The 23,134-nt window shown below is 58.7% G+C and carries 17 protein-coding genes; 6 read left to right on the plus strand and 11 right to left on the minus strand.

Annotated features, from left to right (window positions below; translation table 11 throughout):
- Positions 1-138: 138 nt before the first annotated feature.
- From EYB53_RS21175 to EYB53_RS21200, 6 genes are all read right to left on the minus strand, one after another.
- The gene (locus EYB53_RS21175; RefSeq protein ID WP_135480793.1) at positions 139-2,100 is read right to left on the minus strand and encodes a DNA-binding response regulator; all 1,962 of its coding nucleotides are present in this window, start codon (positions 2,098-2,100) and stop codon (positions 139-141) included.
- Positions 2,101-2,318: 218 nt separating this feature from the next.
- Positions 2,319-8,870 carry a GAF domain-containing protein gene (locus EYB53_RS21180; RefSeq protein WP_167857530.1) on the minus strand — a complete coding sequence of 2,184 codons (6,552 nt, stop codon included), beginning with the start codon at positions 8,868-8,870 and terminating at the stop codon, positions 2,319-2,321.
- A 691-nt stretch (positions 8,871-9,561) separates the two neighbouring features.
- Entirely contained in the window at positions 9,562-9,675 is a 114-nt protein-coding gene (locus tag EYB53_RS26710) for a DUF433 domain-containing protein (protein WP_503827072.1), read from the minus strand.
- A gap of 168 nt (positions 9,676-9,843) precedes the next feature.
- Positions 9,844-10,374: a hypothetical protein gene (locus EYB53_RS21190; RefSeq protein ID WP_135480797.1), complete on the minus strand. Its 531-nt coding sequence runs from the start codon at positions 10,372-10,374 to the stop codon at positions 9,844-9,846.
- 2 nt (positions 10,375-10,376) lie between these two features.
- Complete coding sequence (locus tag EYB53_RS21195) at positions 10,377-10,541, minus strand: hypothetical protein (protein ID WP_167857529.1); 165 nt, start codon at positions 10,539-10,541, stop codon at positions 10,377-10,379.
- A 35-nt stretch (positions 10,542-10,576) separates the two neighbouring features.
- Positions 10,577-11,497 carry an HNH endonuclease gene (locus EYB53_RS21200; RefSeq protein WP_135480799.1) on the minus strand — a complete coding sequence of 307 codons (921 nt, stop codon included), beginning with the start codon at positions 11,495-11,497 and terminating at the stop codon, positions 10,577-10,579.
- Positions 11,498-12,240: 743 nt separating this feature from the next.
- On the opposite strand from EYB53_RS21200, the gene EYB53_RS21205 reads away from it, so the two are divergent.
- Positions 12,241-12,894 carry a hypothetical protein gene (locus tag EYB53_RS21205; protein ID WP_135480801.1) on the plus strand — a complete coding sequence of 218 codons (654 nt, stop codon included), beginning with the start codon at positions 12,241-12,243 and terminating at the stop codon, positions 12,892-12,894.
- Between the two features lie 18 nt (positions 12,895-12,912).
- Complete coding sequence (locus EYB53_RS21210) at positions 12,913-13,803, plus strand: GNAT family N-acetyltransferase (RefSeq protein ID WP_135480803.1); 891 nt, start codon at positions 12,913-12,915, stop codon at positions 13,801-13,803.
- A 172-nt stretch (positions 13,804-13,975) separates the two neighbouring features.
- Here the strand turns inward: EYB53_RS21210 and EYB53_RS21215 are convergent, their stop codons facing one another.
- The 4 genes from EYB53_RS21215 to EYB53_RS21230 all read right to left on the minus strand — a co-directional run bounded on the left by EYB53_RS21215 (position 13,976) and on the right by EYB53_RS21230 (position 16,484).
- Entirely contained in the window at positions 13,976-14,305 is a 330-nt protein-coding gene (locus tag EYB53_RS21215) for a DinB family protein (RefSeq protein WP_135480805.1), read from the minus strand.
- A gap of 6 nt (positions 14,306-14,311) precedes the next feature.
- The gene (locus EYB53_RS21220; protein WP_135480808.1) at positions 14,312-15,151 is read right to left on the minus strand and encodes a class I SAM-dependent methyltransferase; all 840 of its coding nucleotides are present in this window, start codon (positions 15,149-15,151) and stop codon (positions 14,312-14,314) included.
- A 275-nt stretch (positions 15,152-15,426) separates the two neighbouring features.
- Positions 15,427-16,110: an O-methyltransferase gene (locus EYB53_RS21225; protein ID WP_135480810.1), complete on the minus strand. Its 684-nt coding sequence runs from the start codon at positions 16,108-16,110 to the stop codon at positions 15,427-15,429.
- A gap of 134 nt (positions 16,111-16,244) precedes the next feature.
- A complete protein-coding gene (locus tag EYB53_RS21230; RefSeq protein WP_135480812.1) occupies positions 16,245-16,484 on the minus strand; it encodes a hypothetical protein in 240 nt (79 codons plus the stop codon).
- Positions 16,485-16,566: 82 nt separating this feature from the next.
- Between EYB53_RS21230 and EYB53_RS21235 the strand changes: the two genes are divergently transcribed.
- The 3 genes from EYB53_RS21235 to EYB53_RS21245 all read left to right on the plus strand — a co-directional run bounded on the left by EYB53_RS21235 (position 16,567) and on the right by EYB53_RS21245 (position 20,418).
- Positions 16,567-18,228: a response regulator gene (locus EYB53_RS21235; RefSeq protein WP_135480814.1), complete on the plus strand. Its 1,662-nt coding sequence runs from the start codon at positions 16,567-16,569 to the stop codon at positions 18,226-18,228.
- Positions 18,229-18,359: 131 nt separating this feature from the next.
- Positions 18,360-19,754, plus strand: a complete 1,395-nt coding sequence (locus EYB53_RS21240) for an ATP-binding protein (protein ID WP_135480816.1) — start codon at positions 18,360-18,362, stop codon at positions 19,752-19,754.
- Positions 19,755-19,989: 235 nt separating this feature from the next.
- A complete protein-coding gene (locus tag EYB53_RS21245; RefSeq protein ID WP_245860552.1) occupies positions 19,990-20,418 on the plus strand; it encodes a rhodanese-like domain-containing protein in 429 nt (142 codons plus the stop codon).
- Positions 20,419-20,511: 93 nt separating this feature from the next.
- Here the strand turns inward: EYB53_RS21245 and EYB53_RS21250 are convergent, their stop codons facing one another.
- On the minus strand, positions 20,512-22,263 hold the full coding sequence (locus EYB53_RS21250) for a protein kinase domain-containing protein (protein WP_167857531.1): 1,752 nt from the start codon (positions 22,261-22,263) through the stop codon (positions 20,512-20,514).
- Between the two features lie 392 nt (positions 22,264-22,655).
- On the opposite strand from EYB53_RS21250, the gene EYB53_RS21255 reads away from it, so the two are divergent.
- Complete coding sequence (locus tag EYB53_RS21255) at positions 22,656-23,027, plus strand: VOC family protein (RefSeq protein WP_135480821.1); 372 nt, start codon at positions 22,656-22,658, stop codon at positions 23,025-23,027.
- Positions 23,028-23,134 lie beyond the last annotated feature (107 nt).

Consider the following 23,134-nt stretch of genomic DNA (forward strand, 5'->3'; position numbering starts at 1 on the left):
TTCGTACGAAAAAAACGAACGTCATGTCGCTCCCTCGGCGCGTGGATAAAAAACCTACCCCCAAAAGGTGCCCTACAGGGCCGGGGGCCGGGGCCGGTGTAGGGGCACCCCTGGCGGGTGCCCTGGCGGGGTGCTGGCCTAGAGTTTGAGGCGATAGCCGCTTGAGCGGACGGTTTCGAGGTAGATGGGGCGTTGGAAGTCGGGTTCGATCAGTTGCCGCAGGCGCGAGATGAGGTTCTGGAGGGTGCTTTCGTTGCGTTGCACATCAGCCGAGGTTTTAATATCTGGCATCTCGAGGGCCTCACGCAGCAACTCTTTTTTGGTACAGACCTCGTTACGGCGCTCGTAGAGGTAGGTAAAGAGGCGCAAGAGTTGCGGCGTCAGCGGGACTTCGCGGCCATGAATGGTCACGATGCGCTGGTTTTGATCAACGGTCACATGCTCCTGTTCACGGGTCAGATCGTCATAGATGAGCGAAGCACAGAGCAGACTATGCACCAGTTTGATCAGGATGCCGGGATCTTCCTGATTTTCGACTGGGGTGGCAAGGAGATGGCGCAGTGCAGCGAAGAGGATGCCGACGTGATAGGCTTTGAGGTCACGGATGGGGCTGAAGGTACCGGCGAGGTAGCGCACGCGGGTGATTGCACGCATCAATTTCTGTACCTCGGGGTCGAGCCCAGTCATATCGGGAGGTGTGGTGAGATTGGGCATCGCGAGCAGCGCGGCTTCGCATTTGAGCCGGGTGCTAAGACTGACGGCGGACGAGAGTTGGAGGCGCAGACTATGCTCGAGCAGGGCATAATCGGCGCAGAGAGGCCCCCGCGTCGCGTGCGCAAATTCAATCAGGGTACATCCTTTGCGTTCGGGGTCAACCAGCACCGTTTCGAGGTCAACGGCCCCATTCACCGTGCCGACCAGATGCTCGCTGCCCGAGAGCAGGTACTCGACGCGCAGGGCATTCGTTGGCAGGGCCAGGCGGCGCACGGCGGGTTCGGCATCGGGCAGGAGGAACTCGATCGCCTGACCAACCAGATTGATCCGGAAGGCCCCCAGCCGCAGGGTTGCCTGGGCGAGTCGGGCAATGCACTGTTGCAACTGGCGTTCCGCCGAGGTTGGACTGTCTGCGTGCAACCACGTGCGAAAGAAAGTGGCTGCTTCTTTGGGATTGGTCACAATGGGCGCACGCGCAGACCAGGGTTGCACCACATGGCGCAACAGGTCATCGAGTACCTCGGTCATACTTGCGGCGTCGGCGGTGTGGTAGAACTCACGGAGCGACACGCTCGATGCGAGGCGCAGCCCGTGGAGCAGATAGGCATAGGCGGTGTACCCCGGGATGCGGGCGGTGAATTCTTTATGCAAGACGCGGGCATCGCCATCTTTGGGGGCGTAGTGCTGGCGTTGTTGTTCATAGACCGCCACATCTGCTTTGCTTCCATAGACCACCAGATAGTGTCCGTTGCCACGTTCGGGGTGATTGCCGCGCACTTCAAGCGCGACGCGCCCTTGCGTCGCACTGACAACCCGTTCGATGGTGATCTCTTCGTGCTTGCGGAAGAGCAGGCGCAATAACTCATCAATCTTTTGCGCTTCGACCATGGGATCTTCTGACGTCGGGACAATCAACTCGGTTAGGCGGGCGAGGGACAGACGTTGCCAGACGGGGAAGCGTTCACTAAAGCGGATCTTCAGTTGCCAGTTAATCGGCGCATGTTTTTCCAGGGCATCCTGAATGCGTTGCAGCAGATGCTCGAACCCATCCTGTTTGAGCACATAATCAACAATGAACGCATTCTGGCCGGCCGCGGGGAGCGTACGGTAGAGGGTATCAAAGGAGGGGAACTTGGTGATAATGATTTTGGGGATGGCGGCATCAAGCGCTTGCGCCAGATCGAGCCCACCGTCTGAGGGATTGCCATCCCCGGTCAGGCAGAGATCAAGCAACACAAGATGAATGCGGGTTGCCTCGACAACCTGGAGAGCTTGTTCCGGATTCGTTGCGGTATAGACGTGAAAGCCGTGCAGCGCAAGCAGCTCGCCGGTGGTCTTGACGGTTTCTGGCACATCATCCACAATCAGCAGGTTATAGTTTGACATTCCCGTTCCCCCTGTCAGGATGCAGTGCTCATTGTAACGCTTCACACCATTGTAGATTGCTGATTGTAGCACTACAACGAGGGTTCGCTTTTCGTCGCATCAGAACGCAGTCCACTTGTCACCCTGAACGGAGGTGCAGCCGGAGTGAAGGGTCTCGGCATGGCATCAGGAGAGGAGATTCCTCGCTTCGCTCGGAATGACAACCTTCGTTGTAGGGCTTACGTACCCCCTTCGATGGGCAACTCAAGCATCATCGTGGTGCCCTCGGGCCCGGTCTTGACGAGATCAACCCGCCCCCCATACGCCTCAATAATTGCGCGTACCATCATCAACCCGGTGCCCCCGACGCGCCCCCCCTCGGGACGCAAGACCTGCTCTTTGAAGATGAGCGGCTGGATGGCTGGTGGGATGCCAGGGCCACTGTCTTCGACCGTCAATTGCACATGCCGATCGGTGCGCTGGGTCGCAAGGCGCAGATGGCGCGTGGAAGCCTCTCGCATTGCGTGGATGGCATTACGGATCAGCATTTCGATCGCAATGCGCAAAAGCTCCTGATTCACTTGTACACTCGCCTGGGCATGCAGATCAAGTTGCGGTGAGGCAATGGTCGCGGTGTACCGTTCAAGAATCCAGAGCTTGTTGACACAGCGACGGACAAAATCATCAAGCGGGGTTGTTTGCACGCCTTCGTCGGCTTTGAGGGCCGGGGTCAGCGAGCGATCAAGGATCCGGCGGGCATTGATATCAATTTCACCGAGACGCACCTTGATCCACTGCTCGAACGACTGGCCGGCGGGGGGGCGCATTTCGGCCATCAGCACCTGGTTGCGGATATTCTGGGCATAATCTTCAATTTCGTGGCGCCAGACATTGACCATTGTCCGCATCCATTCGAGGCTAGTGCGCCCGCCGACGATGCGTCGCATCGAAGAGAGCGACTCGATATGGTCGGCGTTGTGCAGCGCTGACGCAATTTGCCCTGCGATAATGCCGAGCAATTGTTCATCATCGTGGGCAAAGGCGGCCTGCCGCGGGCTTTGCACATCAAGGACGCCCAGCATATCTTTGTGCTCATTGCCCCATGTGATGGGCACACAGAGCTCCGAGACCGTGCGAAATGGCTTGTCAGGCACGAGGTCAAGATAGCCTGGTTCACCGTCAAGTTGATGGACGTCGGGGCAGTTGACGACACGGCGGTGCGCGGCCACATACCCACAGATACCTTCGCCAAAAGCTTGCACGATCTCGTCTCCGTGGCTCTTCGGTGAACTCCAGCCTGGCTTAAAGGTAAGCACCGGGCGTTCATCATAGTGGCGAGCGGCCAGGCGAACCGATACCAGGCACCCGCGGAAGATGTCGGCTTCGAGGCGATGGCAGAGTTGGTGGAGAAAGAGGTCAATCGGCTGGTTCATCGCGACCCGACGGCCCATCTCTTGTACCAGTTCGAGACACGCATAGAGGCGGTTGTGTTGCAAGGCAGTTGCGGCATAATCGGCCAGCAACTGCAACGCGTGCTCATCTTCCTCATCGAAGGCGGCCTCACTGGGATGTTCCAGGTTGATCACACCGAAGACCTGGTTGCCCAGTTTGATTGGCACAGCCAATTCGGAGGTCACTGCGGGATCGTAGCTAAGATAATCCGTATCATACTGAACATGATCAATGCGAATGACCTCTTTGCGTTGCACGGCGCGCCCCGTGATCCCAATCTGAGGTCCGTCCAGATCAATATTGCCAACCTGATGGTGCAGTTGCTCCAGGTAGCTTCCCGGATGGGCTGCGGTGAACCGCAGATAATTGCCTTCGACCATCGCCAGGTGGCTGAAACTCCGGTCGCGCACTTCGGGCGAGATCAGCAAGAGCGATTGTTCGGCGATACAGTCGAGCGTCAGTTGCAGCGAGGCCGGGTTGGGGGTGGTGTGGACAAGCGAATCAGCGACGGCATGACCGGCCTGGCGCAGGGCTTCAAAGGTTGAGCGTTGCCGCTCTCGTTCACGATAACACTGATCACTTCGGATCGCAATAGCTGCCTGGTTGGCAAGCAGGGTCAGATGCTCAATCTCTTCCGCGCTAAACGGATGTGGCTTGCGGTAACTCACAAAGAGAGCCCCGACGCGCATGGTGCCACAGATCAGCGGGGTCGCAATCGTCGCGACAATCTCTTCGCGGCGCACAAAATGGGAGATCCCAAAACGCGGATCGGTACTCACATCATCAATGATCAAGACCCCGTCGTGATGGATCACCTGGGCAACCAGGGATTCGCGGAGCACCCGCACTTTCTGGGCCACACTGCGCGGATCGAGCACCCCGCTTGCCACTGGTGCATAGGTTAGTTGACGTTGTTTGGCGTCACAGACATAGATGACCGCCGTATCGGCATTGAGGAGCGTCCTGACCCCTTCGACAATCGAACGCAGCGCCTCTTCGGGATGTTCAAGCATACTAGCACTGGTCACGAGGCGCATGGTCTCTTGGGCGGCATCGAGGTGCCCCTGCGAAAGCCTCAGCCGATCGAAGAGTGCGGCTTTGCTGAGCACCATCGCTGCCGAGTTGGCAAAAAGCCTGGCCTTGTTCCGGTCTTCGGCGGCGAAGCGTTGCGGTCGTTTATAGACGACGGTCAGGAACCCCAGCAGGGCCTCACGATGTTGCAGCGCCACGATTTGCAGGGCACGGGCACTGGTCTGTTCGAGCAAGAGCGCCATTGGTTGATCAGGGGCTGTCGCTGCCACCGGGCCGCGGAGATCCGACTCGGCGTACCATCCCCCACTCAGGGCCTGGTTGAGCAGGCGATCGGTACGAGCGGGTTGCAACTTGAGTTGATGCCAGACATCGCGCGCCAGTTGATAGCCAGCCGAGCGCGCCGGCTCGATCTGCCCACTGGCGGCATCGTATGACCAGACGACGGCTGCGGTGCCGCCAAGCAGGATGCACCCGTGGCGAGCGACCTGCTCAAGCACATCATGCCAGTTCTCGGCCCCACCGATGCCTTCGGCGGCATGACGGATCTGTTCGAGCAGCCTGATCTGAGCGGCGTGTTGATAGGCCAGCGCCACCTGATTGAGATAGAGGCGCACCGCTTCAAGCTCGGCGGGTAGACTCGGGTGGGCTTCGTGCCAATGGATCCAGAGCACCCCAAAGCGTCGTTCGCCCGTCATTAAGGGCAAACAGGCTGCCGCACCAACGCCGCGTTTGAAAATGACCGGTTGCAGGCGATCCTGATACTGCATCGTCTGATCGAAAATCTGGGGCTCACCACTCCGCAGCACGTCCATCGACACCCCATTTTCACGCACGATGGACTGTGCTTCAAAGATGCCGTCACGGGTCGAGATGGCCCGTGTCACTTCACCCAGATCATTGATCAGAATAATGCTGACCCACATTGCTTCAACGACCGCACAGACCTGGTGGACGGCGGCTTTCAGCACCTGTTCGGGTGTTTCTGCGCCACCCGAGACCGGTTTATGGCTCCCTTCCAGGAGGGTATGGAGGCTCTGTTGGGTTGCTTGATACTGGCTGACCAGATTCTGGTTTTTGAGAGCTACGGCGATGGTATGGGCAAAGATCAGCAAGGCTTCACTATCATCTTTGGTGATGGCGGCCTGGGTAAACGCGTTATCAACGATGACCATGCCCTGGATCTTCTCACCGACCATAAGCGGCGCGATCGCCGTTGGCCCGCGAGGCGTCAGCACATCGAGCAGGCGTGGCGGCAAGAAATGATCGAGTTCGCTGCCAGCGAGCGTCATCGTGCCTGGTTCACCCAGAATCGTGCGTAGCAGGTCGGGCTCGTCTTGCGTGAGCGGGATGCGCAGCGCATTGATGCGCTCGAAGAGCGGGGTTGGTGGTAGATCTTGTTTGCTCAGATGTTCAAGATAGGTTTGGAAGGTCGTCATGCCATCCTGTTCAAGGGTCGCCCAATCCTCGTTGGCTTCCTCGAGACTCAGATGACCGATGCCCATGTGTCCGATCAGATAATCCTGGCGTTCATTGACCAGAAAGACCATTGCACGATTGAAGCGTAGCCCGTAGCCAGCGGTAATCGCGGTAAGAAAGGCATGTAGCATCAGGTCTTTCTGGGTGGTTTCCTGGCAAAAGCGACTCAACTGGCCGAGCAGCGCCATGCGCCAGACAACGCGCTGTTCGCGGCCTGACAATTGGGCGGTTTGCAACACCGAGGCAGCTTGCCAGACAAAGCGCGTCAACACCGTCAGGTCGATCGCATGCCGGGCGCTATCGCGGCGTACGCCCCCGACCAGCACGACGCCGACCAGTTCACCGCCGCATTCGATGGGGGCGGCATACGCGTTGTGCCAGCGATAGACGGCCAGTGGATCAGCGGGGTCATCGGCAAGGGAAGCGCTGACCAGCGGTGTGCCGGTTTGTACCACACGTCCGGCCAGTCCGATGTTGGCCTGATGCACATAGCCAACCAGCGCTTCGGGCAACCCATAGACATGGGCGATTTCCACTTCACCCAGGTGGGGCCGTACCAGATAAAAGACGCCCATTGTCTGGCGCAACATATCTATGGCCAGCCGGAGGATTTCATTGCGCAGTTGACTCGCATCATTATCGGCCCGCAAGGTGCGGACAGCGCGTTCCATCTGATCGAGCCGGTTCTGATGGTATTCGTTCAGTTCTTGCTGGCGGATGCGGTCGATTAGCGGGGCCGTATGGGTGGCAAGATCCTCGATCAAGGCACGATCGGCTTCGGCAAAATCTGGTGTAGGCGTCGCTACGCCTCGCCCGAGTTCAAGCAGACCCACCAGACCATCACGATGGCGCAGGGGCATCAGCACGACGCTGCGCACGCTGGAGGGAAGCCCGGTTTGTCGGCCCCATGCCTGAGGTTGATTGATGACTGTGAGACCCGTCTGCTGGATCGCATGGGCTAGTTCGGGCCATGCGTTGATCACCATCGTTGTCCCGAGACCTGGATGCCAGGCCAGGCCGGGAACGGCCTGACTTGCCTGGAGGATCAGTTGTTCAGCGGTGTCGGCAAGATAGATCCGGCAGCAGGCCAGATTCAGGCTCTTCACCAGTCCATCGCCGAGGCTTCGCAAGGCCTCAGGCAGGCCATCGGCCATCGTGAGCAATTTGCTAGCCTGCACGAGCAACGCGTGGTGGGTCTGCGCTGTTTGCAGGGGGCGCAATTCTTCGAAGGTGATGATGATCCCGTGTTGGTCTTCCCCAGGTAGGCGACACTGGCGTGCGCGCAGTTTGACAGGCAGCGCTTCGTGGCGAGCGGTGTAAAATCCGATCTCTTCAATGAGGCACATGTCGGGGCTTCTGGCGAGCGAGCGCAGCAGGCGCGGCATCGCTTGCGGATCGACCATGAGGGTGGCGAGCGTCTGCTCAGCGAGGGTTGCCTCGGGGTAGCCCAGCAAAAGGGCGGCACAGGGTGATGCGGCCATCAGTTTACCGGCGTGATTCGTCAGCATCATGGCCCCGGGGGCCTGGGCGACGAGCGCAGGCCAGCCAGGATCGGGCGTAGCTTGGGGAGGGGGGGCAGTCGGGCGGATGAGCGTCGTGCGGAGATTGGCAAAGAGTTGGTTGATCCGTCCTGTGAGTTGGGGATCGTCGTCGCGTTGTTTGGGCAGGGGCAGGGGAGATTCGGGAAGCGGTGGCGGTGTCGCAAGCTGATTGGCGATGGACTGTACCTGTTCGTCAAGGCCCGGGCCACTTATCGTCTGCACAAGCGTTTCGAGACCAGTGAGCACGTGCTCGAGATACGCCGCCGTTACCGCGTGGGTATGATGCAAGAGCGCATTGCCGAGCGCAAGGGCCGCATAATCGGCAAACACGCGCAACAGACTGGCATCCTGGGTCGTAAAGACGCGCCCACGTTCGGCATCAACAAAGAGCACCCCGAGGGTCTGCATCTGCCAGCGAATTGGCACCGCAATCACCGCCTCGAAGGGACTCACATCGTGATAGGTACTGACCCGTTCGGTCCAGTTGGCATAGTCAGAGACAATCAGGAAGGGGAGATCCTCGGTGACCAGCATGCCAACGATGCCTTCGTGTTGATGCACATGGGGCGCAAGCGGGGGATCGCCATGCCCATAGACCCCACCGAGGGCAAACGTCTGCTGGTGGGCATCATAGATATAGATCCCGCCACCGTGGGCATGCAACTGTTGGGTCGCCTGCATCACAATCAACTCAAGCAAGTGCCGCTGATCGTACTCAGAGGTAAGGGCAGTCGTCATCGTGCGCAGCATCTCGGCCTGTTCCGCGTGCTGCTGAACTTCACGCACAAGCCGGGCCTTATCGAGGGCATTCGCAATATGTGCGGCAAAGACGCGGCATAATTCAATATCCTCATCGGTAAAGGTATAGTCACGTTCGATCGCATCGAGGCTAAACGAGCCAATGACGCGCCCCTGGCTGACCACGGGTACCACGAGGATCGCACGAATCGCAAAGCTCGCAAAGGTCTGGGCCACAGAACCAAGTTCTGCCGGGGGTGTCTCGGGCACGGCATTGAGCAAGATCGGCTCTTGCTGATAGATGAGCCGTTCTTCCGCAGGAATGCCGCGAACCGGAATCCGGGTGTTGACTGTCCCCAGGTCAGGGAACTCAGCTACGACCTTGCCGCTATCACCGTCCTTATCAAAAAGCACGAGCCCGCTATGATCAACATCGAAGAGTTGCACGGCAACCTGACAGATCTGGAGCAAAACCTGATCGAGATTCGTAGTTTTATTGATCTCTGATGCTGCGGCTTCGATACTGATGATCACACGCTCTGACCGCTTCATAGGCACCCCATTCCCTGCGGATGAAAACATCTCTCGTAGCATAGCAGATCTGCTACGCTGCTCCCTCGTAATTTGCTCTCAATTTGAGGGTGCATGTTCGCAAACGAGGCTTGTTTGGCCGGATTTTGACGCAAAGACGCAAAGACGCAAGGAGAAGAAAGCTGGAAATAAACCTTTGCGCCGTTGCGCCAAATTATGACCGGATTTTGACGCAACGGCGCAAAGGCGCAAAGGGTATTGCGACCGCATGCTTTGACGCAACGGCGCAAAGGCGCAAAGGGTGTTGCGACCGCATCTGGACGCCAAGCATGCGACGGATAGTGGGGCCAGAGGTAGAGAAGAAAACTTCGGTGACAGACTACGTACGCGTGGGCTGACGTCGAGCGATGAAGATGCTGTGTGCCACTTACGGCTCGTGCCCTGGCACTCTCGGATGTGGTTGCCACCGGCACCAGTGGATGATCCCTGGCTGCGGGCGGGCGGGATCTGGGCGGATGATCCCTCGTGGGAGGCGTTTCAGCAGGCGATCAGCACGTACCGCATGGTGGTTGATGAACTTGTGGGGTTGGGCGAGGCCTTGGTGGACGAGGAAGAGTTGGTTGACGAAAGCCGCAGCCAGATTACTCTAGGCGGAAACTCGCACAGCACGCTCATATCGCTGAAGGCGAGAGATTATGATCAAAGAGCAGTTTCATGCGTGGGCCACAAGCAGATGACGCTCCCGGTCAGCGGCATAGCTGAGACACGCCTGAATATCCTCTGCGGTGAGGTAGGGAAAGTCATGCAAAATATCCTGGGGCGTCATGCCCGCCGCGAGGTAAGAAAGCACATCATAGGCGATCAGGCTACTCAACCCAGACCGGCTTTTTGACGCAAAGGCGCGAAGTCGCGCAGGGTTCCTCACCTACGCTAAAAACTTTGCGCCTTTGCGCCTTTGCGTCAAAATAACCACCTCATTTGCAAGGGATTGCACCTAGGCCGGCGGGCCGCCCGCGCGCTGCCAGATTTCTAGGATTGGGTACAGGCGCTTCAGATCGACGCCCTCCCAGGGCACGTAGCCATCAAAGCCCTTCTGGAGTTTGAAGATGCCGAAGCGACAGCCTAGCGGGTGGGCGCACAGCGGCGGCGCGTGCTGCAAACCGGTGAAGCAGCGCAGTCCACAGGTATGCACAGGGAAGATCGCTGCCAGGTCGCACTCCACGGCGCCTTGCCACCTCGACAGGGTGACCTCCAAGACGCTGCGCAGCAATTGCTCGCGTGCAGGCTCGGCGGCAGGTAGCGCCGTAGCGGCAATGATCAGACTCACATCAAGGTCTGACTCTGGGCGTGGTGTCCCGCCGAGCCCGCGGGAACCAGAGAGAACCAGGCGCTCGACTGCCGGGTGGAGCACAAGGTTGGCCGTGCCGAGCAGCGTGGCCGTGTTCGGCAGATACTGGGCCAATCCGGGTGCGAAGGTCGTGATCCGCATAGCGTCTGGCTCGGGATCGGGCCGCTCAGTAACCATCTTCATTCTTTCTTGAGGGCCTGGCGCAGGTGGGCGAGCGAGCTGTTCCCGCCTGAGCAAACCAGGCCGACCTTCCGCCCTGCGAGGCGTTCGCGCAGGTGGAGAGCCGCCGCCAGCGGCGCTGCCCCCGCCCACTGAAGTCGGCATTCCCTGATTTCATTCTTCAAAACGATACTCCTGAAACAAAGATCGAGCCGGCTTTTCATGCCACATTGTCATCCAAATACAAACCGGTATCCAATCTCCCCAGTTCTTCCCGGCGCTGCTTGATCAATTCCAGCAATTCGCTCTCGGTCTTGCCTTCACCTTGGGCTATCGCGAGCAATGTCTCAATCATGTCGGTAATGCGAATATCAAGCTGCTCTTCGCTGTCTTGATCGATCAGGCGGGCATGATCGCCAACGAGTTTTTCGAGGAGTTTGTCTCTCAACTCAATCCCTTCGAGTTTCCGGGCCGTATGTGCCACGCCTGCAACATATGCAACGGATTGATCCCGAATAATTCCGCTGCGCGGCTGCCTAAAATCAGTTGCGTCTTGATCGCGTTTCGCCCTGTTGCAGCGGTAGCAAAGCGCCTGAAGATTTCTTTCGTCATCGACGGGCATCATGATATTGTCTTTTGCCACATAACCGTGCTTGTCAGCCTGGCTTTTGGGGACGATATGATCAATGTCGATAGGAGCTATCTTTGAAGAGATGCCACAGAGTTCGCATTTTCCTCGTGCAGCCTTGAGAATACGATACCGAACCGATGCTTCGATCCGCGGCAGCGTACGGTACTGTTTCTTCTTCTCAATCCACTCACGTATCTTCTGTTCACAAAGCTCTTTTGCTTCCTCAACGGCGTGTGGATCTGAAAGATGAAAATTGAGCACAAAAGAGAGGCTTTTTCGTTCGTATGTGACTACTTTATGTTTCGTCAGCGTTATTTTTGGCCAACGCATCAAAATTTTGTCGTAATACGCCTGCACGCCCTCATCATAGCCACTTAACGTTTTGGCTAATTCAGCCCTCGTCGACGTGCCACCTCGTTCAAGCAGATGCAGGATGACTGCGGGCTGATACACGTCAGTCATCGACATCGTGCTTTTTATGAAAGAGATAAGCTCTGAGATGTTGCGCATGGGCGTCTTTTTCTCTAGCTGCGCTGGTTAAAAATGAAGAGGCGTTACCTGATAGCCGTCGAGAAAGACATGACAGATGCGACCACAGTGGCGGTAGGACAAGTATATACGACGTAGAGATACTTTTGTCAAGTGAGAATGAAGTCCTCTACGAAGGCGATTGCATAACTAATCTTCCAAGCACCGATGCCAACGATTCCTCGCTGAGGGCGGGGCCTGGCGCGACGCAAGCAGCGCCGTCTCTGTGCGGCTTGGCTTGCTTATTTTAACGCAGAGGCGCAGAGGCGGGGAGACGCAGAGGTTGGTGTGCCACTCCTCTGCGCCTTTGCGCCTTTGCGCCTCTGCGTTAAACCGAGCGGGCAATCCTCGTCCCACCTGACAGGTCGGACGAGGATCGCCCGGCCCCTGGCTGATGCAACGTCCTCCTGATCATCTGCGTCATCTGCGGACACTATCGAACCCTACCGGGACTTTGCATCAGCTGTGCTGCACGGCGTGGGGTGGCCCGCTGTTTCGGCAGGAGCGTGGTAGACTAGAGGTGGAAATACAAGATGGAGCGCCATACCGATCTTCCCGGCCGCTATGCAAACGCGGCTCCAGGTGCTACAGGCAGCGATCTGGGCCGCAGCACCCGAGGCCGAGGAGGTCATCAGTTACTAGATGTTCCGTCTCCACGGCAATCTCGTTCCCTTCGCTGCGGTGCTGGAAGCCGTTGCAAGCCAGGATGGTGAGGTGTAACTGGTATGGACGATGTGTTTGCAGTGATGTTTTGGACGGGCTTTTTGTGTTGTTTTCCGGTGCTGGTCATTGGCGGATCAGTTGGTTTTGTCGTGTACCGCAACACGCAGCGACGTGCGGCGAGCGCAGCGATTGCTCAGGGGTTGGGCTTGCAGCCAACGGCCAGGGCCAAGCAGATGCAGTGGTATGAGGGGCGGTTACCCAATGGTCGGTTGTGCGCCTATGTCCCTATCATCTTCAAGCGTACCTCTTACAACTATGAGGGACAGCGGCGCGGTAGCTACGTCTCGGCGGCGCGGCTGGTGCTAGAGGTCAAACGGGAACAGCCTTTGCATGTCAATGTCTTCCGTCATGAGAACTGGAGCAAGAAGAGAGCCCCGCTGGACAGTTTTGCGACCGCCTTCGCAGCCGATAATGGCAGCAAACTCACCAGTAGCCAGCAAGCAGCCCTGCTCGGCTTTGCCCAGACATACCCCAGCGCGACGATTTGGCTGGGTGACCGCGCAGGAGCTTCCACCGATGTGTTCAATGCCCCAGAGGTCATGGCGGGCTCTACCAGTTTCTTGCTGTTTGAATACCCGGTGGTCAACCCGTCGCCGGAAGAGATTCACGTGAAAGTGGTCGAACTCAGCCAGTTGGCGAGTCTGTTCGAGACATGATACGCTTGGAGCATCTCTATGCCTTACCATAGCCAACGCAACTACCGTGATGAGGCCGACCGCGCTGCCACTCTGGATCTGTGGCTGGCGGCTAGGGCTATTGGCCAGGGTGATCCCTGGCCTGGTTTGCACATGCTGGCAGCGGCCCTCACACAGCCAAGCGGTGCGCAGCTCTGGTTTGATCAGCACGACGAACTCGTAGCGGCGGCACTCCTGCTCGAAGGGAGCATCCTTGTCTGGGCGATCCGTCCGGGTGCCGATGACGAGGCCATCGAGGCGGCACTGATCGATTGGGGGCGGAGCCAAGCGCATGGCGGGGGACTCTTTGTGCCAGTGCGCGACGATGACCTGCGATTGGTGCATCTGCTTGAGCGTAGCGGCTTCGAGGAGGAGCCGTGGCAGATGCTGCGCATGGTTCGCATGGTGCTCGATCCACTGGTGCCGCCCAGCCCACCGTCAGGCTGCACGATCAGGCCTCTCAACCCTCCTCAAGACCTTGCGGCGGCTACTGCTCTGCACAGCACGATCTTTGCCGGCGATCGCAAGCAGATCAGCGAGCGCCAGCAGCTTATGGCCGCGCCGGGCTACCATCCCCAGCTCGACCTTATCGCGGCCAGCCCGCAGGGCGAACTGGTTGGCTACTGTCTGGGCATGCACGGCCCAGGCGCGGCGCTGCACCATCCGACGCCCCCTGGCTGGCTCGAACTGATCGGCGTCGCCGCGCCCTGGCACGGGCGCGGCCTTGGACGGGCCTTGACCCTAGCGATGTTGGAAGCTATGCGAGCCGAGGGGCTGAGTCACGTCTTGCTCAGCGTCAGTGACAGCAACCCCAGCGCCCGCAGAGTGTTTGAGCACTGCGGCTTCCGAGTGCGTCACCGCATCCGCTGGTATGTTGATGCAACGGGGTAGCTGACCCGTCTTGACGCAAAGACGCAGAGGCGCAAAGTAGCATATGCAAAGAGACCTCTGCGCCCTTGCGCCTTTGCGTCAAAAACCGGCACCGGGAAATTCAGGCAACGCGAGGAGTTGCGATGTCTGATGGAGGTGGTGCTGTAAATGGACAACAATGATGCGGAAGGTGTCAAGGAGACTGTGCCTCAACGCGCCCTTTGGCTCCGGGTACCAAGGCGCGAATGAGCAACGGGCCAAACAGCCCCGGCAGAAGGGGCACCCGCTCCCAGAAGGTAGGCTTCCTGGTTCCCGCGAGGATCTGCTCGATCGGCGCAAAGTAGCATCTATTCACGGTCATCACATGCTCAACGCAATAGCCGATGCTCCACTCCTCAGGATGGGGTTGCCAGTTCAACTGAGCTTCGCTCAGATGGCCAAAACGTCGCTCAAACTCGGCGCTTACAGCGACAGCTTCGGCGATCAGATCCGGCAATTCAGCGGTCTCAATCGTGATTGCCATAGTCCCTCACTCCATTGTTCTGGCCGATATTTCGTCGGTGGAACCAGCATAGGCTTCAACGTGCGCTGGGCGGGGTACACCCACACAATAGGTGATGCCAAGCGGCGCAGCGGCGGCCCGCTCCACACCAATTGCCCATTGATAGCTCTCTGCACCAGGCACCTGTTCTACCAGGGATCGTAGCTCGTCAATCGTGTAGCTGCGCAGACACGACACCGCCCCGTCGAAGAGCACGATCGCCGGGACGAGTGGGAGGAGATAGGTGAAGAGCAGCCGCGCAGGGGTAAGTGGGCGGATCAACGGCGTGAGCAGCCAGACGAGCAGGGGTGTGGTCAGCATTGCCATAAAGACAGCCGGCGTGCGTGCCGTCGCCTCGAAGATGGCGATCGCACGTGCTTGAGCTACGGCATCGCCAATGATCGCCCGTCCGTCCTCCGGCGAGAAGTGATGGAAGGCCGAGAAGATGGTGCGCAAGCCGACAAGCTCGTGTGGCACTCGCCGCGCATCGACAGGCGCAGAGGCAAAGGTGACGTTGCCCCGAAAGCGACGTGCCAGGGCCGCAAAGGCATTGATATTCGGGTACCGGTCGGTCAGCGTGACGTGAACCGGTGCCCCGTTGGCGGCGAGCAAAGGCAGCATACGTGCCCACGGGCCACTGCCACCTGAAGCCAGATCGATGATCCGGTACTCACCGGAGGCCTCAAGGGCGTCACGTAGGCGCGGGGCCACTGGCGCGTAAGGGTTCGAGACGTGCAACATCATCTGTAGGTAGTCCGTCGCCAAGTCGCGCAGGATAGCAGGGAACCAGGCGAGATCTTCGAGTTCGATCAACTGTAGGCGACGCATTGATCATACCTCTCAACGGGATAGGTAAGTCTTCACATTTGGGGTAACAGGCAAAGCCTGGGAGCGAGGGCGTCTCGCCCTCGAAGGCATTCCGAGGGCGGGACGCCCTCGCTCCCAGGGGTGTCAGAAAACGTACGTTACGCACCATTTACCCTCGACTCGTAGTGCCGACTTCAGTCGGCTGAGCCGGAAGCCGACTGAAGTCGGCACTACCTGATGTAATTCTTAAAACTCATCAGTCGGCTTAGGCGCTGCGCTGTCCGCGTCTCCCTTGATCAGCGCGGCGGCGGCAGCGGCTCGCCGGTAACGAGCACGAGCGCCAGGCCATCGTACCCCTTGCTGCCTACGGTCTGAAGCGCGGTCGCACGTACCCCAGGGTCATCAGCCAGCGCGGCGATCAAGGTGCGTACGCCTTGCACATTTGGATCGGTGCTATTCGCGTCGACCACGGCCCCACGGCGCACGACGTTGTCGGCAATGATCAAGCCGCCTTGCCTGGTCAGCGCCCGTGCCCAACGAAAGTAGGCCGGCATGTTGGCCTTATCGGCGTCGATAAAGACCAGATCGAACAGCGGCATCCCCGCCAGCGTGGGCAGCGTTGTCAGCGCCGGCCCGACGCGCACCTCGACGACGGTGGACAGCCCGGCACGCTCCAAGTTGGTACGCGCTACCTCAGCATGGCCTGGATCAGCCTCAAGCGTGATCATCTGTCCGCCGGGAGGCAATGCTCGCCCCAGCCAGATCGAGCTGTAGGCACCGAGTGTGCCGAGTTCGAGGATGCGCTGCGCCCGCAGCGTGCGGGCGAGGAGGTAGAGCAATGCGCCTTGGGACGGCGAAACACTGATCGTCGGCATGCCCGCAGCGTCACTCGCCGCGAGCGCGGCCTCGAGCGCAGTATCAGGTGGCATCAGCATGTCGCTGAAGTATTGATCGACGGTACTCCACTGCTCGTTGGTCATTCGTATGATCCTTGCTCATCAAGAGGGCGCAGGAACGATTGCGTCGAGCGTTCATTGTTCCCAAGCCCATATTTTCGCTTATTCTACCACGCCAACGCGGGCGCGGCACGCCAAGGCGGATTGGTAACAGATGACTAGCTCGACTTCTGCACAGAGCTGACCACGCAGACGAAGAACTCGACTTCATCATCAACTACGACATCAAATACCGCATGGGGCGAGAAGCGAGCGACGGCGGGGAGGATTGACGCAAAGGATTTGACGCAAAGGATTTGACGCAAAGACGCAAAGGCGCAAAGGCGCAAAGAATCATAATATAAAAAATCTTTGCGCCCCTGCGCCTTTGCGTCAAAATCTCTGCGCCTTTGCGTCAAACCCACCCTCCCTTGCCATACACGGGCAAAAGAGGGTATAGTTACCACAGTTTCCACACCTTGATTAAAGAGAAGACCAAGTATGGCCAAGCCTGTTATCTTGACGGTTGATGATGACCCGAATGTGCTCAGTGCGGTCGCACGCGATTTGCGGCGTCGGTATGCGGAACAGTATCGCATTGTGCGCGCTGATTCGGGGGCGGCGGCGCTCGAGGCGACCCGTGAGTTGCGGCAGCGCGGTGAGGCGGTGGCGCTCTTTCTGGCTGATCAGCGTATGCCGGGGATGAGCGGCGTTGAGTTTTTGGCGCAGGCGATGCCGATCTTTCCGCAGGCGCGTCGGGCGCTCTTGACGGCGTATGCCGATACCGAGGCGGCGATCCAGGCGATCAATAGCGCCGCTGTGCATTACTATCTCTTGAAGCCCTGGGATCCCCCCGAAGAGCAACTCTATCCGGTGCTTGATGATCTGCTGGAAGAGTGGCAGGCGAGTCATAGCCCGATCTTCGAGGGCATTCGCATTCTCGGGCATCGCTGGTCGCCCGAGGCGCACGCGCTCAAGGATTTCCTGGCACGCAACCATGTGCCCTATCTCTATTTTGATCTCGAAACTGATCCGCAGGCCCGCGAGTTGCTCGAACAGTATGGGCAACCCGCGCCGACACTGCCCCTGGTGCGCCTCGTTGATGGGCGCTGGTTGGTGGCACCGACGGTCGCCGAACTCGCCGATCAGGCTGGTCTGCTGCGCCAGGCCGCGCAGACACACTATGATCTGGCGATCGTCGGCGGTGGGCCAGCCGGTCTGGCCGCCGCTGTCTATGGCGCCTCGGAAGGCCTGCGCACCGTCTTGATCGAGCGCGAGGCTCCGGGCGGGCAGGCCGGGACGAGTTCGCGGATCGAGAATTATCTCGGCTTCCCTTCCGGTCTCAGCGGAGGCGATCTGGCCCGGCGGGCCGTTGCGCAGGCGCGTCGTTTTGGCGTCGAGATCCTCTCGCCCGTCGAGGTGGTCGGGATGCGTATTGATGGACCGTACCGCTTTCTTCAACTGAGTGACGGATCGGAAATCAGTACTTTTGCCGTTGTGGTTGCGGTCGGGCTTTCGTACCGCAAACTCGATGTCCCCGGGATCGAGCAACTGACCGGGGCCGGGGTCTACTATGGAGCTTCGTTGACCGAAGCGCTCTCGTGCCAGGCGCAACCGGTCTTCATTGTGGGGGCTGGGAACTCGGCGGGTCAGGCGGCGATCTATCTGGCTGAGTATGCCGAACGGGTGATAATGCTGGTGCGCGGCGACTCGCTGGGGGCCAAGATGTCGCAGTACCTCGTCGATCGCATTGAGGCGAGCCCGCATATCGAAGTTCGCCTCAATAGCACCGTGCATGCGGTGCATGGCAGCGCTCACGTCGAGGCGGTGACGGTGCGTGCCCCGGATGGCAGCGAAGAGCGGTGCCCGGCAGCGGCCCTCTTTATCTTTACCGGGGCGATGCCGTGTACCGGCTGGTTGACCGATATCGTTCAACTCGACCGACAAGGGTTTATTCCAACCGGCCCGCAGGTGTTCGAGGATGGTCGGCGGCCAAAGGGGTGGGATGTTGACCGTGAACCCTTCTTGCTCGAAAGCAGCGTGCCCGGCATCTTTGTCGTCGGTGATGCCCGCGCAGGCTCGGTCAAACGAGTAGCCTCGGCCGTTGGCGAGGGCTCGATTGCGGTGCAGTTTGTCCACCAGCACCTCGCGCGACTGCGTTAGGCCGGGGGAAGGTCAGGGCTGATGCAACGTCTTCCTGATTGTCCGCAGATTACGCAGATTACGCAGATGGGGAAGTCATAATCTGCGTAATCTGCGTAATCTGCGGATACTTAGCGGTATGAGGTTCAGCAATGCTTACGAGCAGTGAATTGGCCGGCTTGTCCCTCTTCGAGGATCTGACCGATGATGAGCTTGCGTGGGTCTTGACCAATAGCTACGAGCAGGCGCTTGTGGTTGGTGAGGTCTTTATGTATGAAGGCGATCCAGCGGATCGTTTTTATGTGGTGCTTGAGGGTGAACTGCAAATTGCGCGGATGCTCGATGGTACGCGCAAGGTCATCGGAACCACCCCGCGGGGCATTATTGGCGGCGAGATTTCGCTCTTGAATGCAGTGCCGTCAATGGTGACGATCCAGGCGATTGTGCCTTCACGCGCCCTGGTGATGGGGGTGCAGGCCTTTCGCCAGATGTTTGCGGCGGCTCCAACGCTCGGGTCAAAGATCTTGCAGATTGCATCGCAGCGGATGTATGGCTTTGCCTCGATGCGTCAGCAGCAAGAGAAACTCGCGGCACTTGGCCAACTCTCGGCAGGCCTCGCGCACGAGTTGAACAACCCGGCTTCGGCGGCGCGCCGCGCTGCGGTCTCGCTCCGTGAAATGTTGCCCTCGCTGCAGGCACGTGCGTTGCGCCTTGGCGTACACCATCAGCATCTACCGCTTGAGCGCCTGACGGACTTTCAGGCTCTCTTGATCGAACGTCAAGAGAGCCTGCCGCCCCTGTCGAGCCTCGAACGCTCCGATTACGAAGATCAGTTGGGTGATTGGCTTGACGACCACGGGGTTGCCGAGGCGTATGCGCTGGCGGCACCGCTTGTTGCAGCAGGCGTCACAGTTGATGAACTTGCCGGGCTGATCAGCGGGCTTGATGCGGCCACGTCCACCGAAACGCTCGGCTGGATTGCCGAGGCTGCCACCGTTGATGGGCTGCTGGCCGAGCTTGAGTTGAGCACGCGCCGTGTCGCGGAACTGGTCGCAGCGGTGAAAGCCTACTCGTATATGGATCAGGCTCCTATTCAAGAAGTTGATCTAAACCGCGACCTTGCCCACACCCTCGTTGTCCTGCGCCATCGCCTCAAAGGGATCACGGTGATCAACGAGTATAGCCAGGATCTGCCGATGCTCATGGGGCGCGGTGGCGAATTGAACCAGGTCTGGACCAATCTGATTGTCAATGCCGCTGACGCGCTAAAGGGGAGCGGCACAATCAAGATCATCACGCGCTGCGAGCACAACTTTGCGATGGTCGAAATCGCCGACGACGGCCCCGGCATTCCCCCCGACGTCTTGCCGCGTATTTTTGAGCCCTTTTTCACCACCAAAGGCGTTGGTGCCGGAACTGGCCTAGGCCTCGACATAAGCTACCGGATTATCACCCAGCACAACGGCACCATCGAGGTCCAATCGCAACCCGGCGAGACCCGTTTCATCGTGCGGTTACCAGTGAGTGCTTCCGGCGCGAGCGCGTAGAGGCAGGGCTGGTGCAACGTCCCGGGAGGGTTAGATAGTGTCCGCAGATTACGCAGATTACGCAGATGCGGAAGCTCTAATCTGCGTAATCTGCGTAATCTGCGGACGATCGAAATGACTTTGTATCAGCCCTGCTCGTAGCGGTGGGTAGCTTTACGCTCATGCGCGTAGCGGTGTATACTATTGATGGATACAACGATGAGCTCCTTCAAACAGGCTAGATAAGGATGAATCGATGCGACGGACAATGCTTCTCTTCTTTGCGCTCTTGGCCGCCTTTGGATTGGCGGGATGCGGCGCAACCACGACCCCTGCTGCGGCCCCACCGCCTGCTGCTCAGGTTCCGCAGGTGGCCGAGATCAGCGTTCAGCAACTCAAGACCTCGCTTGACGCCGGCAACCCAATCTTTCTGCTTGACGTACGAACACCCGCCGAATTCGCGGGCGACGGACACATCCCCGGATCAGTGCTGATCCCCGTCGAAGAACTGGCCTCGCGGATGGCCGAAGTGCCCAGCGATCAGCCCATTGCCTGCGTCTGTCGTTCTGGCAACCGGAGCCTGACCGCGTGCAACATGCTCGCTGCCAACGGCTTCGACGTCGAACTCTACAGCATGGCCGGCGGCATGCGCGCCTGGATTGCTGCCGGTTTCCCGTATGAGTAGACCATAACCAAAGCGGTCGGGAGGATCTCAGGGAGGGCTTGCCCTCCCTGTTCTTATCTCCTCGGCAATGCAGCAAGCGCAGCTTGCAAGCATTTAAGGCACCCAATACGGGTAGATGTCGTTGCCCCTGTCGGCAAAGATCTGTTGGAGGTTGCTGCCGTCCCGGTCGATGAGGTAGATCTTGCTCAGGCGCTCGTCGGATGTTTCGCGCGCGGCACTGAACATCAAGCGTTGCCCGTCGCTTGACCACGAGGGGGTGGCTGCGTTGCCGAGCCCGTTTGTCACGCGCTCAGCCGGCCCGCCCTGCACGGACATGCGATAGATGCTGCTCTCGCCATTGTCGCGACGTTCCGCAAAAGCGATCATGCGCCCGTCGGGTGAGACCGCCGGTGCGTTGAGTCTGCCCTCGGTGCGGTAGATTTCGACCGGCGCTCTGTTCGTGTCGAGCGGCAGAAGCATCAGCGCCGAACTGGTTTGTTCTTGCACCACATAGACCAGCGCTGTGCCATCGGGAAGCCATGCCGGGTGGTAGTCCTGGCCGGGACTGGCCGCAAGGACGCGAGCGTTGCTTCCATTTGCATCCATCACATAGAGATCAAGATTTTCCAGTGGCCCGGCGTTGTAGGCGATGCGTTGCCCATCAGGGGAAGGCATCGGCGTGCCGTAATTCCAGTCTGGCCTCGGTGGCATCAGTTCCCGCCGCTCCATCGTGGCGAGATCGAGGCGCGCAATGCCGTACGCATCCCTGTGCTTGAAGAGGTAGACGAGATAATTTTTGGCAGGCGCAAAGACGGGGGCCAGTTCATCCTGGGGGCTTCGGGTAAGGTTCCACGGCGGCCCACCTCCCGCATCCGCCAGAAAGAGGTCGTAGCCACCTTCACGATCCGAAGCAAAGACCAGCCGGCCCGAGGGCAGTTTGACCACGGGGATGAGCGCTGGCGGTGGAGGCGTGTCTGGGCGATTCGCGATGCCAAAGATGATCAGGCACATGAAAATGAAGACCGCAAGCCCCGCAAGACTCGCCAGCATTTCGGCGGGCGTCATCGGTTTCCCTGACGCGCGTTTGATGAGTGGGGGAGGATCGCGCAGGATCAACAGCGCTTGCGCGGCGCTGGCCGGGCGATCAGCGGCCCGGAGTTGCAGCAACGCCATGATCGTCTTCTCTAAGCGAGGCGGGACGTTGGCGAGGTGACTGCTTGGAGGCGTGAGCGCAGTACCACTGAGGCGTGCATACGCGTTGGGTGGACTTTGCCCAACCAGCAACTCATAGGCAATCACGCCAAGACTGTAGAGATCGCTCTGGGCACTGGTTGTATAACTCTGAAGTTGCTCAGGCGGGGCATAATCAGGCGTACCAACGCCCTTCGCAATTGTTCGTGTCACATTATCCATTTTGGCAATGCCAAAATCAATCAGGATATAGTCGCCTGCGTTGTTACGGATAATATTCCGTGGTTTCAGATCGCGATGAATCACCTGGTGCTCGTGGCATTTCTGGAGCTGATCCAGCATGACGCTCAAAAAGCGATCGACACTCTCGGGTGTCCAGGGGAGTGTGCGCACCTGATCGAGCGTCTTGCCCTCGATATACTCCATCACCAGGTAGACTTCAGAGCCCTCCTGGTAAGCCGTATAAAACCTGGGCACAAAGCGCAGTCCTGAGAGACGCTGGCTGATCGTCATGATCTCATTTTTGATCAACTCGTAGTCCGAAGGCGTCCCAGCCAGCACCAGTTTCACGGCCACACGTCGATGTGACTTCTGATCGTGTGCATAAAAGACGGTGCCAAAACCGCCTGAGGAAATAGTCCCGCTCAACAGGTACTGGCCATTCACGAGCACCACCCGCCGACACTTCTTACAGCGCCCCTCGCGAGTGTAGCTGAGGGGGGCGCGGCAGTGGCAACAAGTTGTGGTTTGCGTCACCATACAGTTCGAGGGAAAGGTGCTGTGTTCTGTGGAGCGAGCACGCACACAAAGGCGTATACCAACTCATGATGTTTGCTATAGAAGGCTCGTTTTTGCCACCTTGCTAGACCATACTATTCAATGTACCGCGAATAGTATGCATGATAGCAGTATACCAGTTATCTTCATCAAGATACTCATCCTCATCTGGATCATCGCCCTAAGGTAGACTATGGACATTCTTGACAAAATAGATCCTTTGTGCTAAAATGAAGAGACATCCCCCCCTCACATTGCCATCTTTAGCAAGCAGAGAGAGGAGCAAGGCTATGCCCCGTGTGGTTCATTTCGAGATCTGTGCCGATGATCCGGAACGTGCGAGCAAGTTTTATACGGATGTGTTTGGTTGGCAGATCAACAAATGGGACGGGCCAGTCGATTATTGGCTGACCATGACCGGCTCGCGTGAGCAACCCGGCATTGATGGCGGCATCATGCGGCGCGAGTCGCCAACGATGCCTGGGGTGATCAACACCATTGATGTTGCGTCGGTTGATGCCATGATGGAACAGATCGTAGCTCATGGCGGTAGCGTGGCGATGCCAAAGACATCCGTACCAGGGATGGGTTACATCGCCTATTGTCTTGACACCGAGGGCAATATGTTCAGCGTGATGGAGGAAGATCTGTCTGCGGTGTAGATTTAGTATAAGACCTCACAGGTCTTCAAGACCTGTGAGGTCTCAGGCATGACCATGCAGCCCCTACAAGCGTAGTGGTAAAATAAAGATAGACGACAAGGTTTATA

Source organism: Candidatus Chloroploca mongolica (assembly GCF_004762035.2).
In the GTDB taxonomy this organism is placed as follows: Bacteria; Chloroflexota; Chloroflexia; order Chloroflexales; family Chloroflexaceae; genus Chloroploca; species Chloroploca mongolica.

Coding starts and splice junctions, on each gene's coding strand:
- EYB53_RS21175 (WP_135480793.1), bottom strand. CDS start 2,100: ATGTCAAACTATAACCTGCTGATTGTGGATGATGTGCCAGAAACCGTC.
- EYB53_RS21180 (WP_167857530.1), bottom strand. CDS start 8,870: ATGAAGCGGTCAGAGCGTGTGATCATCAGTATCGAAGCCGCAGCATCA.
- EYB53_RS26710 (WP_503827072.1), bottom strand. CDS start 9,675: ATGACGCCCCAGGATATTTTGCATGACTTTCCCTACCTCACCGCAGAG.
- EYB53_RS21190 (WP_135480797.1), bottom strand. CDS start 10,374: ATGGTTACTGAGCGGCCCGATCCCGAGCCAGACGCTATGCGGATCACG.
- EYB53_RS21200 (WP_135480799.1), bottom strand. CDS start 11,497: ATGCGCAACATCTCAGAGCTTATCTCTTTCATAAAAAGCACGATGTCG.
- EYB53_RS21205 (WP_135480801.1), top strand. CDS start 12,241: ATGGACGATGTGTTTGCAGTGATGTTTTGGACGGGCTTTTTGTGTTGT.
- EYB53_RS21210 (WP_135480803.1), top strand. CDS start 12,913: ATGCCTTACCATAGCCAACGCAACTACCGTGATGAGGCCGACCGCGCT.
- EYB53_RS21215 (WP_135480805.1), bottom strand. CDS start 14,305: ATGGCAATCACGATTGAGACCGCTGAATTGCCGGATCTGATCGCCGAA.
- EYB53_RS21220 (WP_135480808.1), bottom strand. CDS start 15,151: ATGCGTCGCCTACAGTTGATCGAACTCGAAGATCTCGCCTGGTTCCCT.
- EYB53_RS21225 (WP_135480810.1), bottom strand. CDS start 16,110: ATGACCAACGAGCAGTGGAGTACCGTCGATCAATACTTCAGCGACATG.
- EYB53_RS21235 (WP_135480814.1), top strand. CDS start 16,567: ATGGCCAAGCCTGTTATCTTGACGGTTGATGATGACCCGAATGTGCTC.
- EYB53_RS21240 (WP_135480816.1), top strand. CDS start 18,360: ATGCTTACGAGCAGTGAATTGGCCGGCTTGTCCCTCTTCGAGGATCTG.
- EYB53_RS21245 (WP_245860552.1), top strand. CDS start 19,990: ATGCGACGGACAATGCTTCTCTTCTTTGCGCTCTTGGCCGCCTTTGGA.
- EYB53_RS21255 (WP_135480821.1), top strand. CDS start 22,656: ATGCCCCGTGTGGTTCATTTCGAGATCTGTGCCGATGATCCGGAACGT.